The organism is Haoranjiania flava (genome assembly GCF_025631005.1).
In the GTDB taxonomy this organism is placed as follows: domain Bacteria; phylum Bacteroidota; class Bacteroidia; order Chitinophagales; family Chitinophagaceae; genus Haoranjiania; species Haoranjiania flava.
Window position 1 is genome coordinate 240,764 of record NZ_JAOTPL010000001.1, and the last position, 18,275, is coordinate 259,038.

18 protein-coding genes are annotated in these 18,275 nt (G+C 41.8%); 6 read left to right on the plus strand and 12 right to left on the minus strand.

The annotated features are described in order from the left end of the window. Positions 1-7 precede the first annotated feature (7 nt). From OD355_RS01070 to OD355_RS01095, 7 genes are all read right to left on the minus strand, one after another. The gene (locus tag OD355_RS01070) at positions 8-1,669 is read right to left on the minus strand and encodes a glutamine--tRNA ligase/YqeY domain fusion protein (protein ID WP_263036588.1); all 1,662 of its coding nucleotides are present in this window, start codon (positions 1,667-1,669) and stop codon (positions 8-10) included. 186 nt (positions 1,670-1,855) lie between these two features. After that, positions 1,856-2,203: a TolC family protein gene (locus tag OD355_RS01075; RefSeq protein WP_263036589.1), complete on the minus strand. Its 348-nt coding sequence runs from the start codon at positions 2,201-2,203 to the stop codon at positions 1,856-1,858. A 38-nt stretch (positions 2,204-2,241) separates the two neighbouring features. Next, entirely contained in the window at positions 2,242-2,379 is a 138-nt protein-coding gene (locus OD355_RS01080) for a hypothetical protein (protein ID WP_263036590.1), read from the minus strand. A gap of 7 nt (positions 2,380-2,386) precedes the next feature. Further along, positions 2,387-2,974: a CPBP family glutamic-type intramembrane protease gene (locus OD355_RS13910; protein ID WP_396327190.1), complete on the minus strand. Its 588-nt coding sequence runs from the start codon at positions 2,972-2,974 to the stop codon at positions 2,387-2,389. 56 nt (positions 2,975-3,030) lie between these two features. After that, complete coding sequence (locus OD355_RS01085) at positions 3,031-4,461, minus strand: type III PLP-dependent enzyme domain-containing protein (protein ID WP_263036591.1); 1,431 nt, start codon at positions 4,459-4,461, stop codon at positions 3,031-3,033. 143 nt (positions 4,462-4,604) lie between these two features. Further along, on the minus strand, positions 4,605-5,978 hold the full coding sequence (gene tig / locus OD355_RS01090) for a trigger factor (protein ID WP_263036592.1): 1,374 nt from the start codon (positions 5,976-5,978) through the stop codon (positions 4,605-4,607). Positions 5,979-6,246: 268 nt separating this feature from the next. Then, on the minus strand, positions 6,247-6,621 hold the full coding sequence (locus OD355_RS01095) for a hypothetical protein (protein WP_263036593.1): 375 nt from the start codon (positions 6,619-6,621) through the stop codon (positions 6,247-6,249). A gap of 295 nt (positions 6,622-6,916) precedes the next feature. On the opposite strand from OD355_RS01095, the gene rny reads away from it, so the two are divergent. From rny to OD355_RS01120, 5 genes are all read left to right on the plus strand, one after another. Further along, complete coding sequence (gene rny, locus OD355_RS01100) at positions 6,917-8,482, plus strand: ribonuclease Y (protein ID WP_263036594.1); 1,566 nt, start codon at positions 6,917-6,919, stop codon at positions 8,480-8,482. 79 nt (positions 8,483-8,561) lie between these two features. Next, the gene (gene rplS, locus OD355_RS01105; RefSeq protein ID WP_263036595.1) at positions 8,562-8,918 is read left to right on the plus strand and encodes a 50S ribosomal protein L19; all 357 of its coding nucleotides are present in this window, start codon (positions 8,562-8,564) and stop codon (positions 8,916-8,918) included. Positions 8,919-9,082: 164 nt separating this feature from the next. Then, positions 9,083-9,301: a Sec-independent protein translocase subunit TatA/TatB gene (locus tag OD355_RS01110; protein WP_263036596.1), complete on the plus strand. Its 219-nt coding sequence runs from the start codon at positions 9,083-9,085 to the stop codon at positions 9,299-9,301. A 176-nt stretch (positions 9,302-9,477) separates the two neighbouring features. Beyond that, on the plus strand, positions 9,478-10,503 hold the full coding sequence (locus OD355_RS01115; protein ID WP_263036597.1) for a lytic transglycosylase domain-containing protein: 1,026 nt from the start codon (positions 9,478-9,480) through the stop codon (positions 10,501-10,503). Between the two features lie 448 nt (positions 10,504-10,951). Beyond that, on the plus strand, positions 10,952-11,605 hold the full coding sequence (locus tag OD355_RS01120; protein WP_263036598.1) for a hypothetical protein: 654 nt from the start codon (positions 10,952-10,954) through the stop codon (positions 11,603-11,605). Between the two features lie 335 nt (positions 11,606-11,940). Here the strand turns inward: OD355_RS01120 and OD355_RS01125 are convergent, their stop codons facing one another. From OD355_RS01125 to OD355_RS01145, 5 genes are all read right to left on the minus strand, one after another. Continuing rightward, positions 11,941-13,323: an alpha/beta hydrolase family protein gene (locus OD355_RS01125; RefSeq protein ID WP_263036599.1), complete on the minus strand. Its 1,383-nt coding sequence runs from the start codon at positions 13,321-13,323 to the stop codon at positions 11,941-11,943. Between the two features lie 10 nt (positions 13,324-13,333). After that, entirely contained in the window at positions 13,334-13,885 is a 552-nt protein-coding gene (locus tag OD355_RS01130) for a hypothetical protein (protein WP_263036600.1), read from the minus strand. Between the two features lie 3 nt (positions 13,886-13,888). Continuing rightward, the gene (locus OD355_RS01135) at positions 13,889-14,188 is read right to left on the minus strand and encodes a DUF2089 domain-containing protein (RefSeq protein WP_263036601.1); all 300 of its coding nucleotides are present in this window, start codon (positions 14,186-14,188) and stop codon (positions 13,889-13,891) included. 130 nt (positions 14,189-14,318) lie between these two features. Continuing rightward, complete coding sequence (locus tag OD355_RS01140) at positions 14,319-16,727, minus strand: glycoside hydrolase family 2 TIM barrel-domain containing protein (protein ID WP_263036602.1); 2,409 nt, start codon at positions 16,725-16,727, stop codon at positions 14,319-14,321. Between the two features lie 5 nt (positions 16,728-16,732). Beyond that, positions 16,733-17,728: an acyl-CoA reductase gene (locus OD355_RS01145; protein ID WP_263036603.1), complete on the minus strand. Its 996-nt coding sequence runs from the start codon at positions 17,726-17,728 to the stop codon at positions 16,733-16,735. Positions 17,729-17,775: 47 nt separating this feature from the next. On the opposite strand from OD355_RS01145, the gene OD355_RS01150 reads away from it, so the two are divergent. Then, complete coding sequence (locus tag OD355_RS01150) at positions 17,776-18,123, plus strand: 4Fe-4S dicluster domain-containing protein (RefSeq protein ID WP_263036604.1); 348 nt, start codon at positions 17,776-17,778, stop codon at positions 18,121-18,123. The last annotated feature ends 152 nt before the right edge of the window (positions 18,124-18,275 follow it).

Genomic DNA, 18,275 nt, shown 5'->3' on the forward strand with positions numbered 1-18,275 from the left:
ACGCCCGTTATTTTTTATTTTCCTTTGCCCAGGAATCTTTTAATCCTACCGCCCGGTTAAATACCAGGTGATCGGCATCACCATCTTTATCCAAAGCAAAATAGCCTTTGCGCAGAAACTGGTATCCTTCTCCGAGCTTAGCTTCTTTCAGAGCCGGCTCTGCATAAGCGTTTGGTATGATCTTCAAGGAATCCGGGTTCAGGTAGTCAGTATACTCTCCCGGCACATTGTCCATATCTTCTTCTGTAAACAACCGGTCGTACATGCGCAGCTCTGCACTTACAGCATGCGCTATGCTCACCCAGTGCAGCGTACCTTTGGGCCGCACGCCGGATGTGTCGGCGCCGCTTTTGCTCTCGGGGAGGTAAGAACAATGTATCTCTTTTATTGCTCCCTGTTCATCTTTTACAATGCTATCGCATTGTATTATGTAAGCATATTTTAAACGTACCATCTGCCCGGGCGCCAACCTGAAATATTTTTTAGGCGGGTTTTCCATGAAATCTTCTCTCTCAATGTACAACTCTTTACAGAAGGGCACTTCGCGGTAAGTAATTGTTTCTTCTTCTGGGTTGTTTTCTGCCTGCAGCATCTCAACTTCCCCATCGGGATAATTGCTGATCACTACTTTCACGGGATCAAAAACAACCATTCTGCGGACTGCAGTTTTATTAAGGTCTTCACGTACAAAGTGCTCCAGCAAGCCCAGGTCAACAGAGTTATCTCTTTTTCCAATACCTATCCTGTCGCAAAAATCTCTTATACTTTTGGGTGTATAGCCGCGGCGGCGCATGCCCGAAATGGTGGGCATCCGGGGATCGTCCCAGCCGGCCACGATTTTATTATTCACCAGTTGCAATAATTTTCTTTTGCTCATCACCGTGTAGGTAAGGTTGCGCCTGGCAAACTCGTATTGCCGGGAAGGAAATATCTCTAATTTTTCTATGAGCCAGTCATACACCTCCCTGTGCGGCACAAACTCCATGGTACAGATAGAATGTGTAATGCCCTCAATGGAATCACTTTGCCCGTGAGCAAAATCGTACATGGGGTAAATGCACCATTTGTCTCCCGTGCGGTGATGATGCACGTGCCTGATGCGGTAGAGCAACGGATCGCGCATAAGCATGTTACTGGATTCCATATCTATTTTGGCACGCAGTACTTTTTCGCCGTCTTTATATTTACCGGCACGCATTTCTTCAAAAAGCTGCAGGTTTTCTTCTATGCTTCTTTCCGCAAACCGGTTTCTTCTGCCGGGTTGTGTAGGTGTACCTTTTTGTTCTGCAATCTCTTCGCTGGTGCTGTCATCTACATAGGCAAGCCCTTTGTTTATCAGCCTTACAGCGTATTGGTACAAAGTTTCAAAGTAATCAGAAGCATACAACTCTTTCTCCCACTGGAAGCCGAGCCATTGTATATCTTCTTTAATGCTGTCTACATATTCTGTATCTTCCGTTACGGGGTTTGTATCGTCGAAGCGCAGGTTGGTTTTGCCGCCATATTTTTTAGCTACACCAAAATTCAGGCAAATGCTGGAGGCGTGCCCCATATGCAGGTAGCCGTTCGGCTCCGGCGGAAAACGGGTAAGTATAGATGTATGCCTGCCCTTGGCCAAATCCTGCTCTATAATCTCTTCGATAAAATTTAATGATCTCTCTTCTGACATGAATCTATGTATTAGTAAAATTTCAAATTGCAAATTGCAAATTGCAAATTGCAGATTGCAAAAATATATTGTTTGCCTGCAAATGTAGTGAATAAAAAAATTGCAGATTGCAAATTACAAATTGCAAATTGCAGATTGCAGATTGCAGAAAATTTGTGACAGGCAATTTTAGAAGCAGGCTATGAGTTATTTTGATTCTTTAGAATATATCTCTAATAATTTCTGATAAAACACCCAATTATATTTAGCTTGCAGCATAGCACTTTTTGCTGCTATTAAATTATTTCTTGAATTAGTTACATCGTAAATACTACTTTTGCCTGCTTCATAACTTTTTTGAGCAAATAATGCAGCTATGCCAGCACTTTTAACGGCTTCTGAAGAGGCCAAATAATTTTCATAGCTGCTTTCTATATCAAAAAATAATTTTTCTAAATCCTGTCGTACTATCTGCTTATAAATATTTAATTCATTCTTAGCTAACTCTTCTGCCATTTTAGACTTATACAAAAGAGTATGTTTTGTACTTTTCATAATTCCTTACTTATCGTAAAGGACTAAGGCTAACATAGCTAAGCTTTCGGTACGTCTACTAAAAAACTCCTTAACACTACACCACGCACAGTGGGTTTTCGCACCAAGCTCACAAACCCATCTCCCTCTGAAATTTCTTTCATTTCCTGGTTAGCTAAAATCTCTACTTGTTTCATAATTTTTTTAGGTGCTAGAAAAAAGTGCGAGAGATAAAAAAATCAGATTATAGCTTGCATGATAAATCACTACAGTAGAATATTTTTCATACATTCTTATATAAGTCAGGATTATACCTAATACAAGCTGTGGAACGAACAATAAAAAAGTAGCTAATAACGATAATTGCTTTATTTCATCAATGTTGTAATTTGAAATATGAAAAACAACAAAGAGAATTATGTACACCAAAATAACATAAGGAGGTAATTTCTTCTTTCTATAAAAAAAATATAATACAAAAGAATAAATACTTATTGCTATGGTGAGTAAAAGAATGTACAAAGATACCTGTGAAATAACTGCATCCAATATAAATAAAACTAACGATAGATATACATACCTCTCTCTTACAAGAGGGTATCTAAAAATAAATTCTTCAACAATAGGAGCGAAAATTACCACTAAAAAAAACAACTCCCAAGGTTTAGAAATATATTTCGTTAACGAAGAGATAGGCGAAGCTACATTAAAATAACTTTTTATTAATTCGATAAATATCATTAATACAATGTGTATTAAAAATATTTTAAGTAACTGATGAATATTCATCATTTAATTTTCTCGCATTTATAGCAACTAAAAAAGACAGTTTTCGCTGTTTTGCGCTTTTACTGGTAACCCAGTATCTTCAGCATACTTTGTGCTGTCTGTTCTTTAGCGTAAACCCATTCCGTAAGCTTGCCATTCTTGTCGTATTCAATGATTACATGCTTAGGCGATGGTATCAGGCAATGCTTAATGCCGCCGTATCCGCTGATCTGATCCTGGTATGCACCTGTATGAAAAAAACCTACATACAAAGGCTCTTTATTTTCCGGGTCAGCCTGATCGTCATTTTTTATTTTGGGGAGGAACACTTCATTGATGTGCTCTTCTGAATCGTAATAATCATGCCCGTCGCAGGTAATGCCGCCTAAGACCACACGCCTGTACTCGTTGCTCCATTTATTGATGGGCAGCATTAAAAACTTCTCACCAATACCCCAGGTATCCGGCAATGTAGTGATGAAAGAAGAATCTATCATGTACCAGGTCTCGCGGTCATTCTGTTCTTTCTCACCGATTACGCTGTAGATATGTGCCATGCTCTCTCCTACCGTAAAGCTTCCGAATTCTGTAAATATGTTCGGCATCGGCACTTTGGCTTTTTTGCAGGCAGATTTTATATTGCCTACAATTTCATTGATCATGAACTGGTAATCGTATTCAAACGCCAGGGAGTGCTTGATGGGAAATCCGCCGCCGATGTTGATAGAATCCAATTCGGGGCAGATCTTTTTTAACTGGCAATAAAGTGTGATGCTTTTCCTCAATTCAGACCAATAGTAAATATCATCCTTGATGCCTTTGTTTAAAAAGATGTGCAGCATTTTTAAGTGATACTTATTTTCATTGCCTTTCAGTTCATTTACATAGAACTCCAGCACATCTTTTGCGCGGATACCGAGGCGCGATGTATAGAAAGGGAAGCTTGGTTCTTCCTCGGCTGCAATGCGAATGCCTATTTTAAAAGGCTCTTTAATCTTTATACTGCGCTTATACATAGCCAGCTCTTCCTTATTGTCCAGGATAGGGATCACATTTTTGAAGCCCGAATTGATAAGCCTGGCAATCCTTGATGTGTAAGATTTTTGCTTAAATCCGTTGCAGATAACATATATGTCTTTGGTGATCTTTCTTTTTTTATACAACTGGTTGATGATCTCGATGTCGTACGCATAAGAAGTTTCCAGGTGTATGTTGTGCTTTAGCGCTTCCTCCACTACAAAAGAAAAATGGGAGCTTTTGGTGCAATAACAATAAAAATACTTGCCTTCGTATTTATGCTTTTTAAAAGCCTTATCGAAGTAGGTTTTTGCACGATTGATATTGATTCCAATCTTCGGCAGAAATGTGAGCTTTAAAGGTGTGCCGTGTTTTTCAATGATCGGCTTGAGGTCCAGCCCGTTAAATTCTAAAAAACCATTCTTGTTAAGATCAACGCCTTCCTGGGGGAAGTGAAAGGTCTGTTTAACCAGATCGGTGTAGGTATTATTCATTTCTGCAAAATGATGAATTTGATTTTAAAAATATTTTGGGTGCAAAAATAAATAAATATCTAATGTAAACAGTGTTTTTACAGGTTAAGCCCAAAATAAAAGGAGCGGCGTTGCGCTCCTTGGTTATAATCTTCTTTTTTTAATTAATGGTGGTGATGGCCTTTCAGCTTTTCTGTGAATGCTTCTTCAGTAATATTTTCCTCTTTTGTTTTCACCTCTCCTTCAAGTGCCTGGAACAGTTTGTTGATCCTGATCTGTCCGTGAGCATCTTCAATAAACTTCCTGTCGTTGAGCATCCTGTCGGCGTAATCGTTTACCCAGTCTGAATTGGCATCAGCAGACAGCTGGCCGCCGAGGTATTGCATGAGTTGATTTTTAGCAAAATCTTTCAGCTCTTCAGGCTCTACCTGTATGTTGTTGTCCGCGCTCAGCTTGCTGGAGATCAGCGCCCACTGGAGTTGTTTTACGAAAGCAGGATATTCTTTCTCTACTTCCTCATCGGTCTTTGGCTTCTCAGCGTTCACCTTAAGCCAGCGTTTCAGGAATGCCTCGGGGAAGTCAAGTTTTGTGTGGTCTACCAGTTCATGGTAGATCTGGTCCTGCACCTGCGCACGCGACTGTCCTGCGAAGTATGCTTCTATATCTTTTTTCAGCTCAGCTTTGAAATCATCTTCATTGCTGATTTCCCTGCCGGGAAAAGTTTGCCTGAAAAGCTCTTCGTTCAGTTCCGCCTTTTCCAGTAACCCTATTTTGGTGATCTTACATGATACATAAGTTTTCTTGAGCTCCAGGTCTTCTTCATCCAAACCCAGATCGTGGTATACCCTGTCTAAAATCTCTGGACTGGCGAATGCATCGCTTAATTTTACAACTACGGTATCTTCAACTTTTTTACCCTTAAACAGCTTGGCTGCTTTGGGAGAAAGATCTTTGAAAGTAACCGAGCTATTCCCTTTGTTGGCATCTTCTCCCACATTGCCTTCTTTATCTGCAATAGCCGTCTCCAGGTTCAGGATAGCATCTTCATCTTCTATGGTTTCAGGATTGGTATAGTTGCCTGCTTTGCGCTGCACATTTTCTACTTCCTCATTCAATGTTTTATCTGAAACCTCAATGTTGTAGCGCGTTACAGTAAGGCTGGACGGGTCAACATCTATGGCTGGCTGCAAACCAACCTCGAAATTAAATACATAATCTTCGGGATTGTTTACATCGAAAGTAAAATTAGTGTCTTCCAACGGCAACGGCTGGCCAATGATCTCCAGTTTGTTTTCCCTGATATAATCATTTACTGCCTTGTCTACTGCGGCAAAGATCTGCTCGCTGAAAATGCCCTGGCCGTGCATTTTTTTGATAACGCCTACCGGTACCATACCTTTTCTGAATCCGGGTATGGTAGCATTTTTTGCATATTTCTTCAGGCTTTTTTCAAATTCCGGAAGATAATCTTCTTTGGTAATGGTCACTACCAGTTTATCGTTTAGCGGAGCTATATTTTCTCTCGTTATAGTTGCCATAAAACTCATATCTCAGCCCTTCCTGAGCATTTTTCTGTTTAGTAATACCTTATTTGAGGGTAAATAAGACGGTTTAACCCAAAAAATTGAGTGTGCAAAATTAAGTCAATTATTTAATTTAATAAAATAATCCTGTTTTATATAATTGTAGATTGCAGATTACAAATTCGGAATTATAGACTACAGCTGGCAAACACAAAATAAAAAAACTGCCCGCGGGTGTAGGCAGTAAGTTTTTCACTATAATATTATCTTGTACAATTAATATTTATCTTGTACAGTCGGCTGTCCAAACGTTACCGTTTTTCAGGAATAATATTTTCAAGGTGCTTGCAGTGATCCTGATGTAGTTAGTCTGGCTAGAGCCTATGCTCACCATAGTTTCTCCGTCTTTCTGAAATTCAACGCCAGTAAGATCAGGAATGCCATCAGAAAAAAAGAAGTTATAATTGTTACCGACTTTTAGAACGGTAACTGCTCCCGTAGTTGTAGAAACCTTTTTATCCTGGCCGTCATAGGATATCTTACCATTATACTTACCTGCAAAAACATCACGTTCAGAAGGTGATGTATCTTTGCTGCAGGATGCCAATACAAATACAGATAAAAGTACTACACTCAAAATTTGAATTGTTTTTTTCATATTCTTCAATGTTTTATTGTTTATAAATGCCGCAAATTTGTTTAAAAGATCACCGGTAATCGTCCAAAACAATTGCATTTGCTCATCTTATTAAAACAATTCTTGTACCAATTTTAATTTATGTTGATACAGTTGATGGTGGTATGCGCAATGTATACATAACCAGTAAGCACGGATAATTTTTTGTTTTCTTTTCAAACTTTCTGCAATTTATTTATCTTCGTGCATTAATATCCTCTAAGGATATGCGTTATATTATATATTTATTAATAGAATAAAAAACAATGATTAATTTATGATAACCACAACAGTTGCCGTTATAATAGCGGTTGTTTGTGTTGGTTTAGGTATTGTTTTAGGTAAATTTATTTTTGCAAAAGATACAAAACAACAAATACTCGAAGCGGAAAACCAGGCAAAAACTATAGTAAAAGAAGCAGAACTTACCGCTGAAACAATTAAAAAAGAGAAATTATTAGAAGCAAAAGAAAAATTTGTACAACTTAAATCAGAGCACGACAGGGAAATAAACGACCGCAACCGCAAGATCGGAGACCTCGAAAACAGGGCAAAACAGAGAGAAAGCAACCTTGCTCAAAAAGAATCTACCCTCGATAAGCAGTTGAAAGAAAATGAAACGATTAAAGACAACCTCAAAAAGCAAATTGAGATTGTAAACCAAAAACGTTCTGAACTAGAGAAGCACCAGGAAGAGCACATCAAGCGGCTGGAGAAAATCTCCAACATGTCGCAGGAAGAGGCTAAGGGCCAGCTGATTGAAAGCCTTCAGCAGGAAGCCCGCACACAGGCGCTGGCGCTGCAACAGGAAATTGTGGAAGAGGCTAAGGTGAAAGCCAACAAAGAAGCGCGTAAGATCATTATACAATCTATTCAACGTACGGCAGCAGAGCAGACCATAGAAAATACCGTTACGGTATTTAACCTGGAAACAGATGAGATCAAAGGACAGATCATCGGCCGCGAAGGCCGCAACATCCGTGCAATTGAGGCCGCTACCGGGGTAGACCTGATCGTAGACGACACGCCTGAAGCCATTGTACTATCCTCCTTCGACCCCTTGAGAAGGGAGATCGCCCGCCTTTCACTGCAAAGACTGGTGGCAGACGGACGAATACACCCGGCAAGGATCGAAGAAGTGGTGGACAAAACCCGCAGGCAACTTGAAGAGCAGATCATGGAGATCGGCGAACGGACGGTGATAGAGCTGGGCATCCACGGATTGCACAAGGAACTGGTAAGGATTGTGGGTAAAATGCGGTTCCGGTCGTCTTACGGCCAGAACCTGCTGATGCACAGCCGCGAAGTGGCTAATCTCTGCGCTATTATGGCTTCTGAACTGGGGCTGAACCCCAAGCTGGCAAAGAGAGCCGGGCTGCTGCACGATATAGGCAAAGTGCCGGATGAAGAAACCGAGCTGAGCCATGCATTGCTTGGAGCTAAGCTGGCCGAAAAATACGGCGAAAACCCTGCAGTTGTGAATGCCATAGGTGCGCACCACGATGAAATGGAAATGCAATACGTAATATCCCCCATCATCCAGACCTGCGATGCCATCAGCGGCGCGCGGCCGGGTGCAAGAAGAGAGATCATGCAGCAATACATACAGCGTATCAAAGACCTGGAAGCGCTGGCACAGGGCTACGGCGGCGTGGAAAAAGCTTATGCCATCCAGGCGGGCCGTGAATTACGGGTGATTGTTGAAGCCGACAAAGTTACTGACGGAGACAGCGACAAATTAAGCTTTGACATTGCCCAGAAAATACAGACCGAAATGACGTACCCCGGGCAGATAAAAGTGACAGTGATCCGTGAAAAAAGAGCGGTGAACGTAGCGCGATAATCCTGATAAAAGTTTTTTTAATGATTTATTTTGATAATTTCATTTAAACAAGTACCTTTGCAATCCAAAATTTTGAGATATGAATTTAGCAGCTAAATATGTCCACGAACAGTTAACACCCGCCAAAGAATTGCCAAAATTCAAAGCAGGAGACAATGTTACTGTCAATTATAAAATTGTAGAAGGCGGAAAAGAGCGTATCCAGAGCTTCCGTGGCGATGTGATCAAAATCCAGGGACATGGCGCAACTTCTACCTTTACCGTTCGGAAAATATCTAATGGTATAGGCGTGGAAAGGGCATTTCCTTTCTCTTCTCCTAACGTAGATTCTGTAGAATTGAACAAATCAGGTAAAGTACGCCGGGCTAAATTGTACTTTCTGCGCGAAAGAAGCGGTAAGAGTGCGAGAATTAAAGAAAAACGCTTCTCTCAATAAGCTTACGCCAATTTTCATAGTTTTTAATAATATGTTACGGGAAGAAATGTTAATTTTCTTCCCGTTTTTTATTTGTTTTGATAAATGAGACAAAGTATTTACCTTTACCATGCAGTTCTGTGCAACAAGCAGATTTATTTATAAACCAATTTAAATTTTAGATTATGCCAAATATAGGTGGTATGGAGTGGGTCCTGATTATTCTTGCAATATTGATTCTTTTCGGCGGACGTAAAATTCCTGAATTTATGCGTGGCCTGGGCCGCGGCATCCGTGAGTTCAACGATGCCAAGGACAATGTAAAAAATGAAATTGAAAGCGGGATACACGAAAAAGACAACAAAAAAACTACAGTAACAACTACTACTACCGGCGAAGTGTAACCTGGTATCTAAGAGCGCACGCATGCTCAACCTCATTTATATTTAAACTTCATGGTAAGCTATACTGCTCCGGCCATGAAGTTTTTTTGGCTGATACTCCCTGCTGCAAACGCTTAAACCTCCGGGGAAGCATTTCGTCTAAACAAAGCTGTTTTTTACTAAATTGCTATGCCCTTTTGAACGCAAAAAAGACCATATTATTTTTATCCTTGCTTGTCTGCGGTTTCTGCTCCTTTGCAGGCCCCGGCGATGAACTGAATCTTCCTAAGAAAGACAAGAAAGAAACACCAAAGGGTAAAGAGGGCTTTGTATCGCTTCTGCCTGAAACAGGTATGGAAAACTCCATGCGCAACAAAGGCATGGCCATGAATGTGCATGACGCCGATGTAAGCGCCCACCTGAAAGACTATACCAAACAATACCTCGCCCGCAGGGGCAAATGGTATCACACCATCAAAAATACGCCGCGCTACCAGAACATTTTTGACCTGTACGACAGGATCCTGGGGAAATACGGCATTCCCAAAGAAATAAAATATTTATCCGTTATTGAGAGCGACCTTCAGTCCAATGCAGTGTCTGTTGCCGGCGCTACCGGTCCCTGGCAGATCATGTATGATGAGGCGCGCAGTTATAACCTTATCCGCGGCGGCCGCGACCTCAGAACAGATTACGAGGCCAGCACACATGCTGCCGCCAAACTCATCCGCACGCTTTATAAGCGCTATGGCGACTGGTTGCTGGTGCTCAGCGCCTACAACGCCGGCATGGGCAGGGTGGACAAATCTATCCGGCAGGCTGGTTCTAAAGACTTCTGGCAGGTGCAACGATTTTTGCCCAATGAAACCCGCCACCATGTACGCCGTTTCATTGCCACACACTATTTTTTCGAAGGCAGCGGCGGCATCACCACAGTATCTGCATCCGATGCCCAAAAACTGAAAAGCATAGCCGACAGAAAGACCGGAAAGCTGCCTGCCGGCATGAGCATCCTGCGCATTAAAGGTATTTACCACGGAGGCACTGTGGCCGGTTTCCTGGACATCGACGAAAAGACCTTTAACCAGCACAATCCCGACTTTAACAACATACTCGGTAGCGGCTCGGAATACGATATGCGTATACCCACCGAAAAAGTCCGGCTCTTTACAGAGAACCGTGAAACCATTCTACAGCAGGGAATTGATGAATTGCTGAAGTAAGCATGCTACGCTTCATATAATTTGATAATTTTAGCTGGAATGCAAAAGATAGCAAGTATGAACTTACTAAAGTTTCTGAAAAAGAATATCAAATTTTACTTCCGATTGAAAAGTTACAGGGCACAAGAAACTTTAGTTTTATAATAAATGATAACTATTTAATTCTTCCGGGTTTTATTGATGAAAATGTGGAGCACCAGCCAAATTACAAATACTTCAAAATCGAATAACACCTTTTACAAAGAAGAGCGCTGTTTAAACCTCGCCAGATCAAATCATTCACAATTCATATTGGCGCATTAGTATCATCAAGTACTTTATTTGTCAACTGGAAATATTAATTTATAAAAATTTTTATATAAACTTTTTCATACCTTTATGCTTCAAATCATATCTACCGGCAGCAACCCAACGTATCCTGCAACCAACCACACCCAAACCAAACGACATGAACGCGCGGATTTTCCTCTACACCCTGCTCATTTTTGCGGCATCATGTGAAAGAGATATAGTGCAGCCTGAAAAAAAATATACAGCCAGTGCACAAATTACTGGCAACATCAATGGCATTACAAACACCGGCATAATCTCCGATCATGCAATGATAAAAACATTCTTAGGTATCCATAGCGGCTACTTCTGGTCTCACGATTACCATTATGAAGATCACCTGGAAGTGTCGGTCAATGACAACAAAGGCAAGATGATCTTTGAAGACACCACCATACTTTATGATGTTATCAGAAAAAATGGTGTGCTTTATTTTCAATCGAAAGATACCGTCTGCATTGCAGGCGATATTTCAGCGGACAGGTGGAAATACGCGCCGCTGTATTTTAAAAGAGAAACTGTGGCCGGCACCTTAATGGCTAAATTCCTTCCCTGCTATTACTTTATCGAGGCAGGCAATGAACTGCACATGCCCCTGGTAAGCTTTGTGCAAAAAATATATGTAGATTCAAAATATACCAGCCACAGTGCTTTTGGCAACAGCAATAATACATTCGATCCTGGCTATTTCAGCAGGATAAAACCCAGCGGCCATTATGGCGATACCGTCATCTACCAGAATAATACGCTTGTACTCAAGGGTATTAATTAAAATATATTCAGCAAGCTATCAATTAATTGTCCCGGGGGGAATTTCTGTGATCATGTAATCTATTATTTTAACGGTAGATGTTACATAACCGATAGAACGTTGGAAATATGCACATCATTTTTAACGAAACTTCGGGGGAAGGGCTTATCCGCCAGGATATATGCAATTAACGGCCCACAGCAAAGACGCATGTTAAGTTGAATGTAGCCCAAATGCTGCAACATAAGGTTTAACCGGGATCAATGGATGCCGGGTATACAAGCCCATACTTATTACCAGTCATTCTTCGGGAACTTATTTGCAGAAATACCTTGAAAAGAATCCTAAAAAAAAGACTACTTCCTTTTTGGCAAACTCAGGATCCAACTGCTCATGATATCCAATGCAGCAGGCGAAAAAGTTTCTTCAATTGTGCTGTACTCCGTATGAAGCCCTGTGCCGGCGGTTTGAAATAAATGGTTGAGGCCCGGCAGTTCTATGACTTTAAAGTTTTTGTTGCCCGCTTTTTTCAATGCAGCTTCAATAACAGGTAGGTTTTGTTGTGCATCTACCTGCATATCTTTACTGCCGTTGATGGCAAGCACCGGAATGGTGATCTGTTCCAGCCTTGCTTTAGGTTTGTAAGCAATAAAGTACCTGTACCATGCACTCCCACCCATCTTTTCTATCTCATCTTTCAAAAAACTTTTTTCCTGATCCGGCATGGAGAAGTTGAGTTTCTGCCGTAAAGCTTCAAAATATTTATCGCGCGCTTCACGGGAATTACCACCGTACAAAATTGTATGGTTAAGCAGTGTGTTCATGGCTATGGCATTTTGCACCAGGGAGTCAGACAGGCCAGAAGCCGCGGCTATGCGTGCATTCTGGGTTTTTAAAACTTCCAGCATATCCGCTGCGGGAGCAGCCATCAATATCATAAATTTTACGTGTTTGTTCTTAGCAACTACCATCGGCGCTATGATGCCTCCTTCGCTGTGTCCTGCCAGGCCGATGTTTTGAAAACCTTTGTTGTGAAGGAAGTTAACCGCTTCGCTAATATCGCCGGCAAAATTTTCACTGGTTATGCTTTGCCAGTTGCGCCCGAGGGTAGAGTTACCTGCTCCCCTGTCATCAAGGCGCAATACGCCTATCCCTTTCCTGGCAAAGTTGTCTGCAATCACCAAAAAAGGTTTGTGCCCCATCATTTCCCCATCCCGGTTGGTAGTGCCGGAACCGGATATGAGGATCACTACCGGAAAATTTTTCTTGTTCCGCGGCGTGGTGAGCGTGCCTGCGAGCGTTACACTGTCTGTATGGTTTTGTATGATCACTTCTTCTGCGTGGTAATTGTACGGAGGCTTTGGTTCCTGTGGACGTTTATGGCTGCTTTTGTTTTCTGCCTGCTTTAGTACCAAAAGGAACTTTAAGCCGCCCTGCGTAAAAATGCCGTCAATACTGTCTCCCAGCAGTTTACCTTTATAGTTTGCCATAATTTGAGGCAGTTGCAGGCTCAATTCATTTTGCTCAAAAAATGTATGCGCTACCGGTATATTTTCGGCTCCCTGGGAGGGGCTGTCCATGACGCTGCTGAGGCTGTCGCCGGTTTGTTTAATGTGAAATACCAAAGGTATTTCAGTACCCTGTAGACTGATGTTGCCATACCACGAACCGGTTATGTTTTGCGAGAACAACAGCTGGCAATTAACCAATAAAATAATCAGCAAAAATCTGAAATGCATATTAATGATTTTAAAAGTTTACATAAGGAAGTATAAACCTGGATGCTATGTCTGCTAACACAACAGCTATAGCAAACCAGACATAGTGCAACGGCTTTTTAGCATTGGCTGCAACTTTGAAGCCCTGCACCAGTATTACAATTGAGGCCAGCACCAGCAAAAGACTAGTGAAAGAAAAGATAAACATGGAAGCATCGGGTTGCGGCAACTTGCCGGAAGCAATTGTTGCAACCTGCTCTGAAAGGCTGCCGTTGAGGTTGTATAACGCAAGCAAAAACAAAGGTATACGCGAGATCATGGCTGTATTCAATACATCTACCAACCTGGTTTTGTTATTGAATATTTTCGCGGCCAGAAAAAGGAATAAAAACAGCAGCAGGATGATCACCATAGTTTCAGCCAACAATGCTGCAAAACTTTTGTTCAATACCGTCATATGCAATACGGCATCAAAAGAGCATTGCGTGAAACTCAATATCCATGCGCCTGCAAGCATACACACTATTCCTGTTGTCAATAATTGCTTTTCTGAAAACCTGCTAAATAAATTTAAAGTCCTCATTTTTTATTTTTTTGTTTTATCTGAATGTTTCACTTTCTCTATGATGTCGTCCAGCCTGTTGCGCACAGTCGGGTAGCTGACACCCATATGCTGTGCCATTTGTTTTAGGCTGCCGCTTGAGAGAAAAAACTGCATCACAAAATCCTGTTCTTCCTGTGTAAGCTGCAAAAAAACCGGTATATCGTAATTGCCGCTAATACCCGTGCTGCAATGGTTACAGGTAAGCGCGCTTACTGTAAGCGCATGCCTGCAACTCGGGCAGATAACAGGTAATTTAGGTTGTGGAATTTCTGTTGGTTTCATTTTATTCATTTATACTTAAACAAAGTTAATAAATTGATCAATATTATTTAAATAAGATGAATAAAATATACTAAAAAACCGCTCATACATGTATGAACGGTTTTATATACCTGTCTATAGTTATGCAATATTATTTCACATCAATGGTTACGGTTGACGGTTGCAATCCTTCAGAAGACACCTGCAAACTGATTTTTCCTTTTTGGCCGGAAGCCTGTATTATTGCCAGGCCCAGGCCATTGTAAGCCTTCCGGTAAGAGGTGTTGCTGTAAGGCTCCAGGTCAGCCTGGTAGCCGTTGTCCAAAGCCCTTATTTTTCCTGTGCCCTGCACGCGGTATCGCAGGGTATTATTTGCATCAGGCACCAGGTTGCCGTCTTTATCCACAACGGAGATTTTCACAAAGGGCAGGTCTTCGTGATCCGCGTTGATGGTATTTCTGTCCACCGCTGCTACCAGCCTGTAAGCTTTGCCGGCTGTGCGCTTCACTGTTTGCATCACTACGTTGCCATTTTTCCGGGATACAGCTTTCAGCTCACCGGGTTCAAACTTCAAGCCATTGAAGCGAACAAACAGATCATCTGCCTGCTTTGATTTTTTGCCAACGGATTGATTATTCACGAAAAGCTCTACCTCATCTGCATTATTGAAATAGACATGCACATCAATTACCTGCCCGGGCGTCCAGTTCCAATGCGGCAGCACATGCAACACATTTTCTTTGGTAAAAACACTTTTATACAAATAATACGAATCTTTTGGAAAGCCCGCAATATCTACAATACCGAAATAAGAGCTGCGTGCAGGGAAAGGATAAGGCGTAGGCTCGCCCAGGTAATCAAAACCCGTCCACAGATACATGCCGCTGAGATATGGATATTTCAAGAACAGTTTTAAAGCTTCTTCATTGGTAGAAGCCCAGGGCGCTGAAGCATTTTCATAGGCTGACATCGTATAATCAGGATTCCCGGTTTTGGTTATGTCTTTAATGCCTGCCCATCTCCTGATGCTGTCGGAAGGCATATCGTAATGGCCGCGTGTAGCCAGTGCAGAAGTATTTTCTGCGAGGATATATGGCTTATTGCCGGGGAACAAATTTTTTCCCAGGTCTTCCCATTGTTTGTGGTGGTAGTTGATGCCTAAAATGTCAAGCGCGCCGGAGAGGTAAAGATTGTTATCATTTTGAGTGTAATTCATACCGGCAGTCACAGGCCTGTTGTCCAGGCGTTTTACAATGTTTACAAGTGCACGTGTAATATTCCTGCCCACAGTATCTTTGCCGCCTTGCTGTTCGGGTATTTCATTGCCCACGCTCCACATAAATACGGAAGGATGATTGCGGTCGCGCAGAATATGATCGGTTAAATCTTTTTCATGCCATTCTTTAAAATATAAACTATAGTTGTAAGGTGTATTTTCTTTATCCCGGCTCCAGACATCAAAGGTTTCGTTCATTACAATGAAGCCCATTTTATCACACAGATCCAGCAATTCGGGAGCCGGCGGGTTGTGCGATGTGCGGATGCCGTTCAGGCCCATGCCTTTGAGTATCTGCAACTGGCGCTCCATAGCCCTTACGTTTATAGCTGCGCCTAATGCGCCCAGATCGTGATGCATACAGGCGCCGATAATTTTCACGGGTTTATCATTGAGGAAAAATCCTTTTTGCTGATCAAAATAAAAATGGCGTACACCAAAACTGGTCGTATACCTGTGTTGCTCTTTTCCATTCACCAGCACACGGCTCACTGCTGTGTACAGGTTGGGAGTTTCCACGCTCCAAAGATCAGGATTTGCAAGGGTTACCTGTTGCAATACTGACTGTTCTCCGCTGTTTACAGCAAGAGCCTGCACCAGGGTTTTAATGGCTTTGCCATTCTTATCGTAAATAGTGGTTTGCAGCTCTGTCTGTTGATTGTTTGCATCAACGATCTTTGTTTCTATGTTCACCAAAGCACTGTGTCTGCTCACTTGGGGCGTAGAGATGTACGTACCCCAGTTTTTCACAAAAGTATTGCCTCTCCTATCAAGCCATACATTCCGGTAAATGCCGCTGCCGCTGTACCAGCGCGAGTTTGGCTGCTTGTTTTCTGCCCTTACAAGCAGGGTATTTTTCTGCCCGTTGAATTTCAGATGAGGAGTAAGCTCGTATTCAAAAGAGATATAACCGAAGGGCCTGGTACCTAATTTATGGCCGTTGATCCACACCGTGCTGTTCATATACACACCATCAAAAACAATAAAGATACGTTTGTTTTTATCTGCATTGTTCAGGATAAATTCTTTCTGATACATACCCAATCCTCCGCGCAATGCCGCACCACGGTTGCCGCTTGGGCTGTTGCCGTCAAAGGGCTGCTCTATGCTCCAGTCGTGCGGAAGAGCAACCGGACGCCATGGTTTCGCTTGAAGAGCTTTTTCATTGAGGCTGTTGGCTGTATCTGCTTTAAAGAGCCAGCCATCATTAAACTTTGATTTCTGTGCAAAACTGTTTGTTGCACACACAAGAAGGATAAGCGCTAAATAAAATCTGGACATCATAAAAATTAAAGATTAAGTAAGAATTGCATGGTGTCTGTACCATCAGCATAGTCGTTGAGCTGCGGTGTCTGAGAACCACCAAACGGTACTGTATTCCCGCCTACAATACACTGTATACTTTCGTCAGCCCGCAATTGCTCTATGAAATTTTCATTATCATAACGGGAATAATTCAGTACGCCGATGGGCGAAAAAAGGTCACTGCTTTCACGCAGTATCAGCGACCCTGTACTCATATAAGCTACTTTATTCATCAGCATCAAGGCAAGCTGATAATCATAGTTATTTTTATACTTATGCATATCAAAAAAGTAATTGTACTTTTTAAATACATTGATCAGCGGCTCAAAATCATAATCTTCAGGAACAAACAGGTGCGTTACGTTGCGGCATCCCAAGCCGAAATAAGTATGTACATCGTCAGCGAGGGCATTAAGTTGCGCGTCATTTTCTCTGCCTGTAAGTATCGCAACAGAAGTGCGGTTGCAACGGATTATATTCGGATATCTTGAAAAATAATATTCAAAATACCTGCCCGAGTTATTACTGCCTGTAGCTATATATGCATCACAGCCTTTCAGCATTTCATCCAAAGATACAAGAGAATGAATCTGATCATTCCATGCGGCCATTTTATTGACCAGGTGTTTCAGCAACTCCTCATCTTTGGAAGAAAGTTTTATGCGTGCTTTATTGCCGGCAATGAAGGCACAAAGAAAATCGTGAAAACCAACCAACGGAATGTTTCCTGCCATAACAATGCCTACTGTTGCAGACTTCTTATTTTCTTCCGGAACGGCATAACTGTCTGTCCACGCTTTCAGCAGGTGAGGCTGTAGAAATGCCGTAACAATGTTGTTTACGGAAAGGTTAATGAACTCCTGTGTAAACCACGGGTTTTTTCGTTCGGCCAGCATTCTTACATTCAACCAGTCTTCATGATCAGAAACCATATACTCTCCTAATTTTGTCAATAATGCTGCTCTTTGTTGTAAGTTCATCCGGATTGGTGTAATTTTGCACAAAATTAAATAAATAACGTACAAATATGGCCATTAAAATAACTGATGAATGTATAAATTGTGGTGCATGTGAGCCGGAATGCCCGAACAACGCCATTTATGAAGGCGGTGTTGACTGGGCTATTGCCGATGGTACAGGTGTAAAGGGCGATTTTAAAATGATGAACGGTACTGTTGTAGATGCGGACAAACGCTTTCCTCCTATCAGCGATGATATCTATTATATTGTTCCGAATAAATGCACGGAATGCCAGGGCTTTCACGAAGAACCCCAGTGTGCTGCCGTATGCCCGGTAGACTGTTGTGTGCCTGATGAAATGTACCAGGAGACTGTGGAAGAATTATTGGAAAAGAAAGAAAGATTGCACCTGTAAATTTGGAAAACCCGATTTATAGTCTTAACTTTATATCAGAAAAATAGCCGAAAGGTTATTTTAAATTAAGCGGGTGATATTTCCCGTATAGCCTGAAAGCACCTTCTTTCAGGCTTTTTTTTGAATATGCCGCGATTCACTTCGGATGTAAA

Bases quoted from the DNA above. Each gene is read 5' to 3' on its own strand.
- tig (WP_263036592.1), bottom strand. From the start codon at position 5,978: ATGGCAACTATAACGAGAGAAAATATAGCTCCGCTAAACGATAAACTG.
- OD355_RS01150 (WP_263036604.1), top strand. From the start codon at position 17,776: ATGGCCATTAAAATAACTGATGAATGTATAAATTGTGGTGCATGTGAG.
- OD355_RS13910 (WP_396327190.1), bottom strand. From the start codon at position 2,974: ATGATGAATATTCATCAGTTACTTAAAATATTTTTAATACACATTGTA.
- OD355_RS01110 (WP_263036596.1), top strand. From the start codon at position 9,083: ATGCCAAATATAGGTGGTATGGAGTGGGTCCTGATTATTCTTGCAATA.
- OD355_RS01140 (WP_263036602.1), bottom strand. From the start codon at position 16,727: ATGATGTCCAGATTTTATTTAGCGCTTATCCTTCTTGTGTGTGCAACA.
- OD355_RS01125 (WP_263036599.1), bottom strand. From the start codon at position 13,323: ATGCATTTCAGATTTTTGCTGATTATTTTATTGGTTAATTGCCAGCTG.
- OD355_RS01135 (WP_263036601.1), bottom strand. From the start codon at position 14,188: ATGAAACCAACAGAAATTCCACAACCTAAATTACCTGTTATCTGCCCG.
- rny (WP_263036594.1), top strand. From the start codon at position 6,917: ATGATAACCACAACAGTTGCCGTTATAATAGCGGTTGTTTGTGTTGGT.
- OD355_RS01130 (WP_263036600.1), bottom strand. From the start codon at position 13,885: ATGAGGACTTTAAATTTATTTAGCAGGTTTTCAGAAAAGCAATTATTG.
- OD355_RS01085 (WP_263036591.1), bottom strand. From the start codon at position 4,461: ATGAATAATACCTACACCGATCTGGTTAAACAGACCTTTCACTTCCCC.
- OD355_RS01075 (WP_263036589.1), bottom strand. From the start codon at position 2,203: ATGAAAAGTACAAAACATACTCTTTTGTATAAGTCTAAAATGGCAGAA.
- OD355_RS01145 (WP_263036603.1), bottom strand. From the start codon at position 17,728: ATGAACTTACAACAAAGAGCAGCATTATTGACAAAATTAGGAGAGTAT.
- OD355_RS01120 (WP_263036598.1), top strand. From the start codon at position 10,952: ATGAACGCGCGGATTTTCCTCTACACCCTGCTCATTTTTGCGGCATCA.
- rplS (WP_263036595.1), top strand. From the start codon at position 8,562: ATGAATTTAGCAGCTAAATATGTCCACGAACAGTTAACACCCGCCAAA.
- OD355_RS01095 (WP_263036593.1), bottom strand. From the start codon at position 6,621: ATGAAAAAAACAATTCAAATTTTGAGTGTAGTACTTTTATCTGTATTT.
- OD355_RS01070 (WP_263036588.1), bottom strand. From the start codon at position 1,669: ATGTCAGAAGAGAGATCATTAAATTTTATCGAAGAGATTATAGAGCAG.
- OD355_RS01080 (WP_263036590.1), bottom strand. From the start codon at position 2,379: ATGAAACAAGTAGAGATTTTAGCTAACCAGGAAATGAAAGAAATTTCA.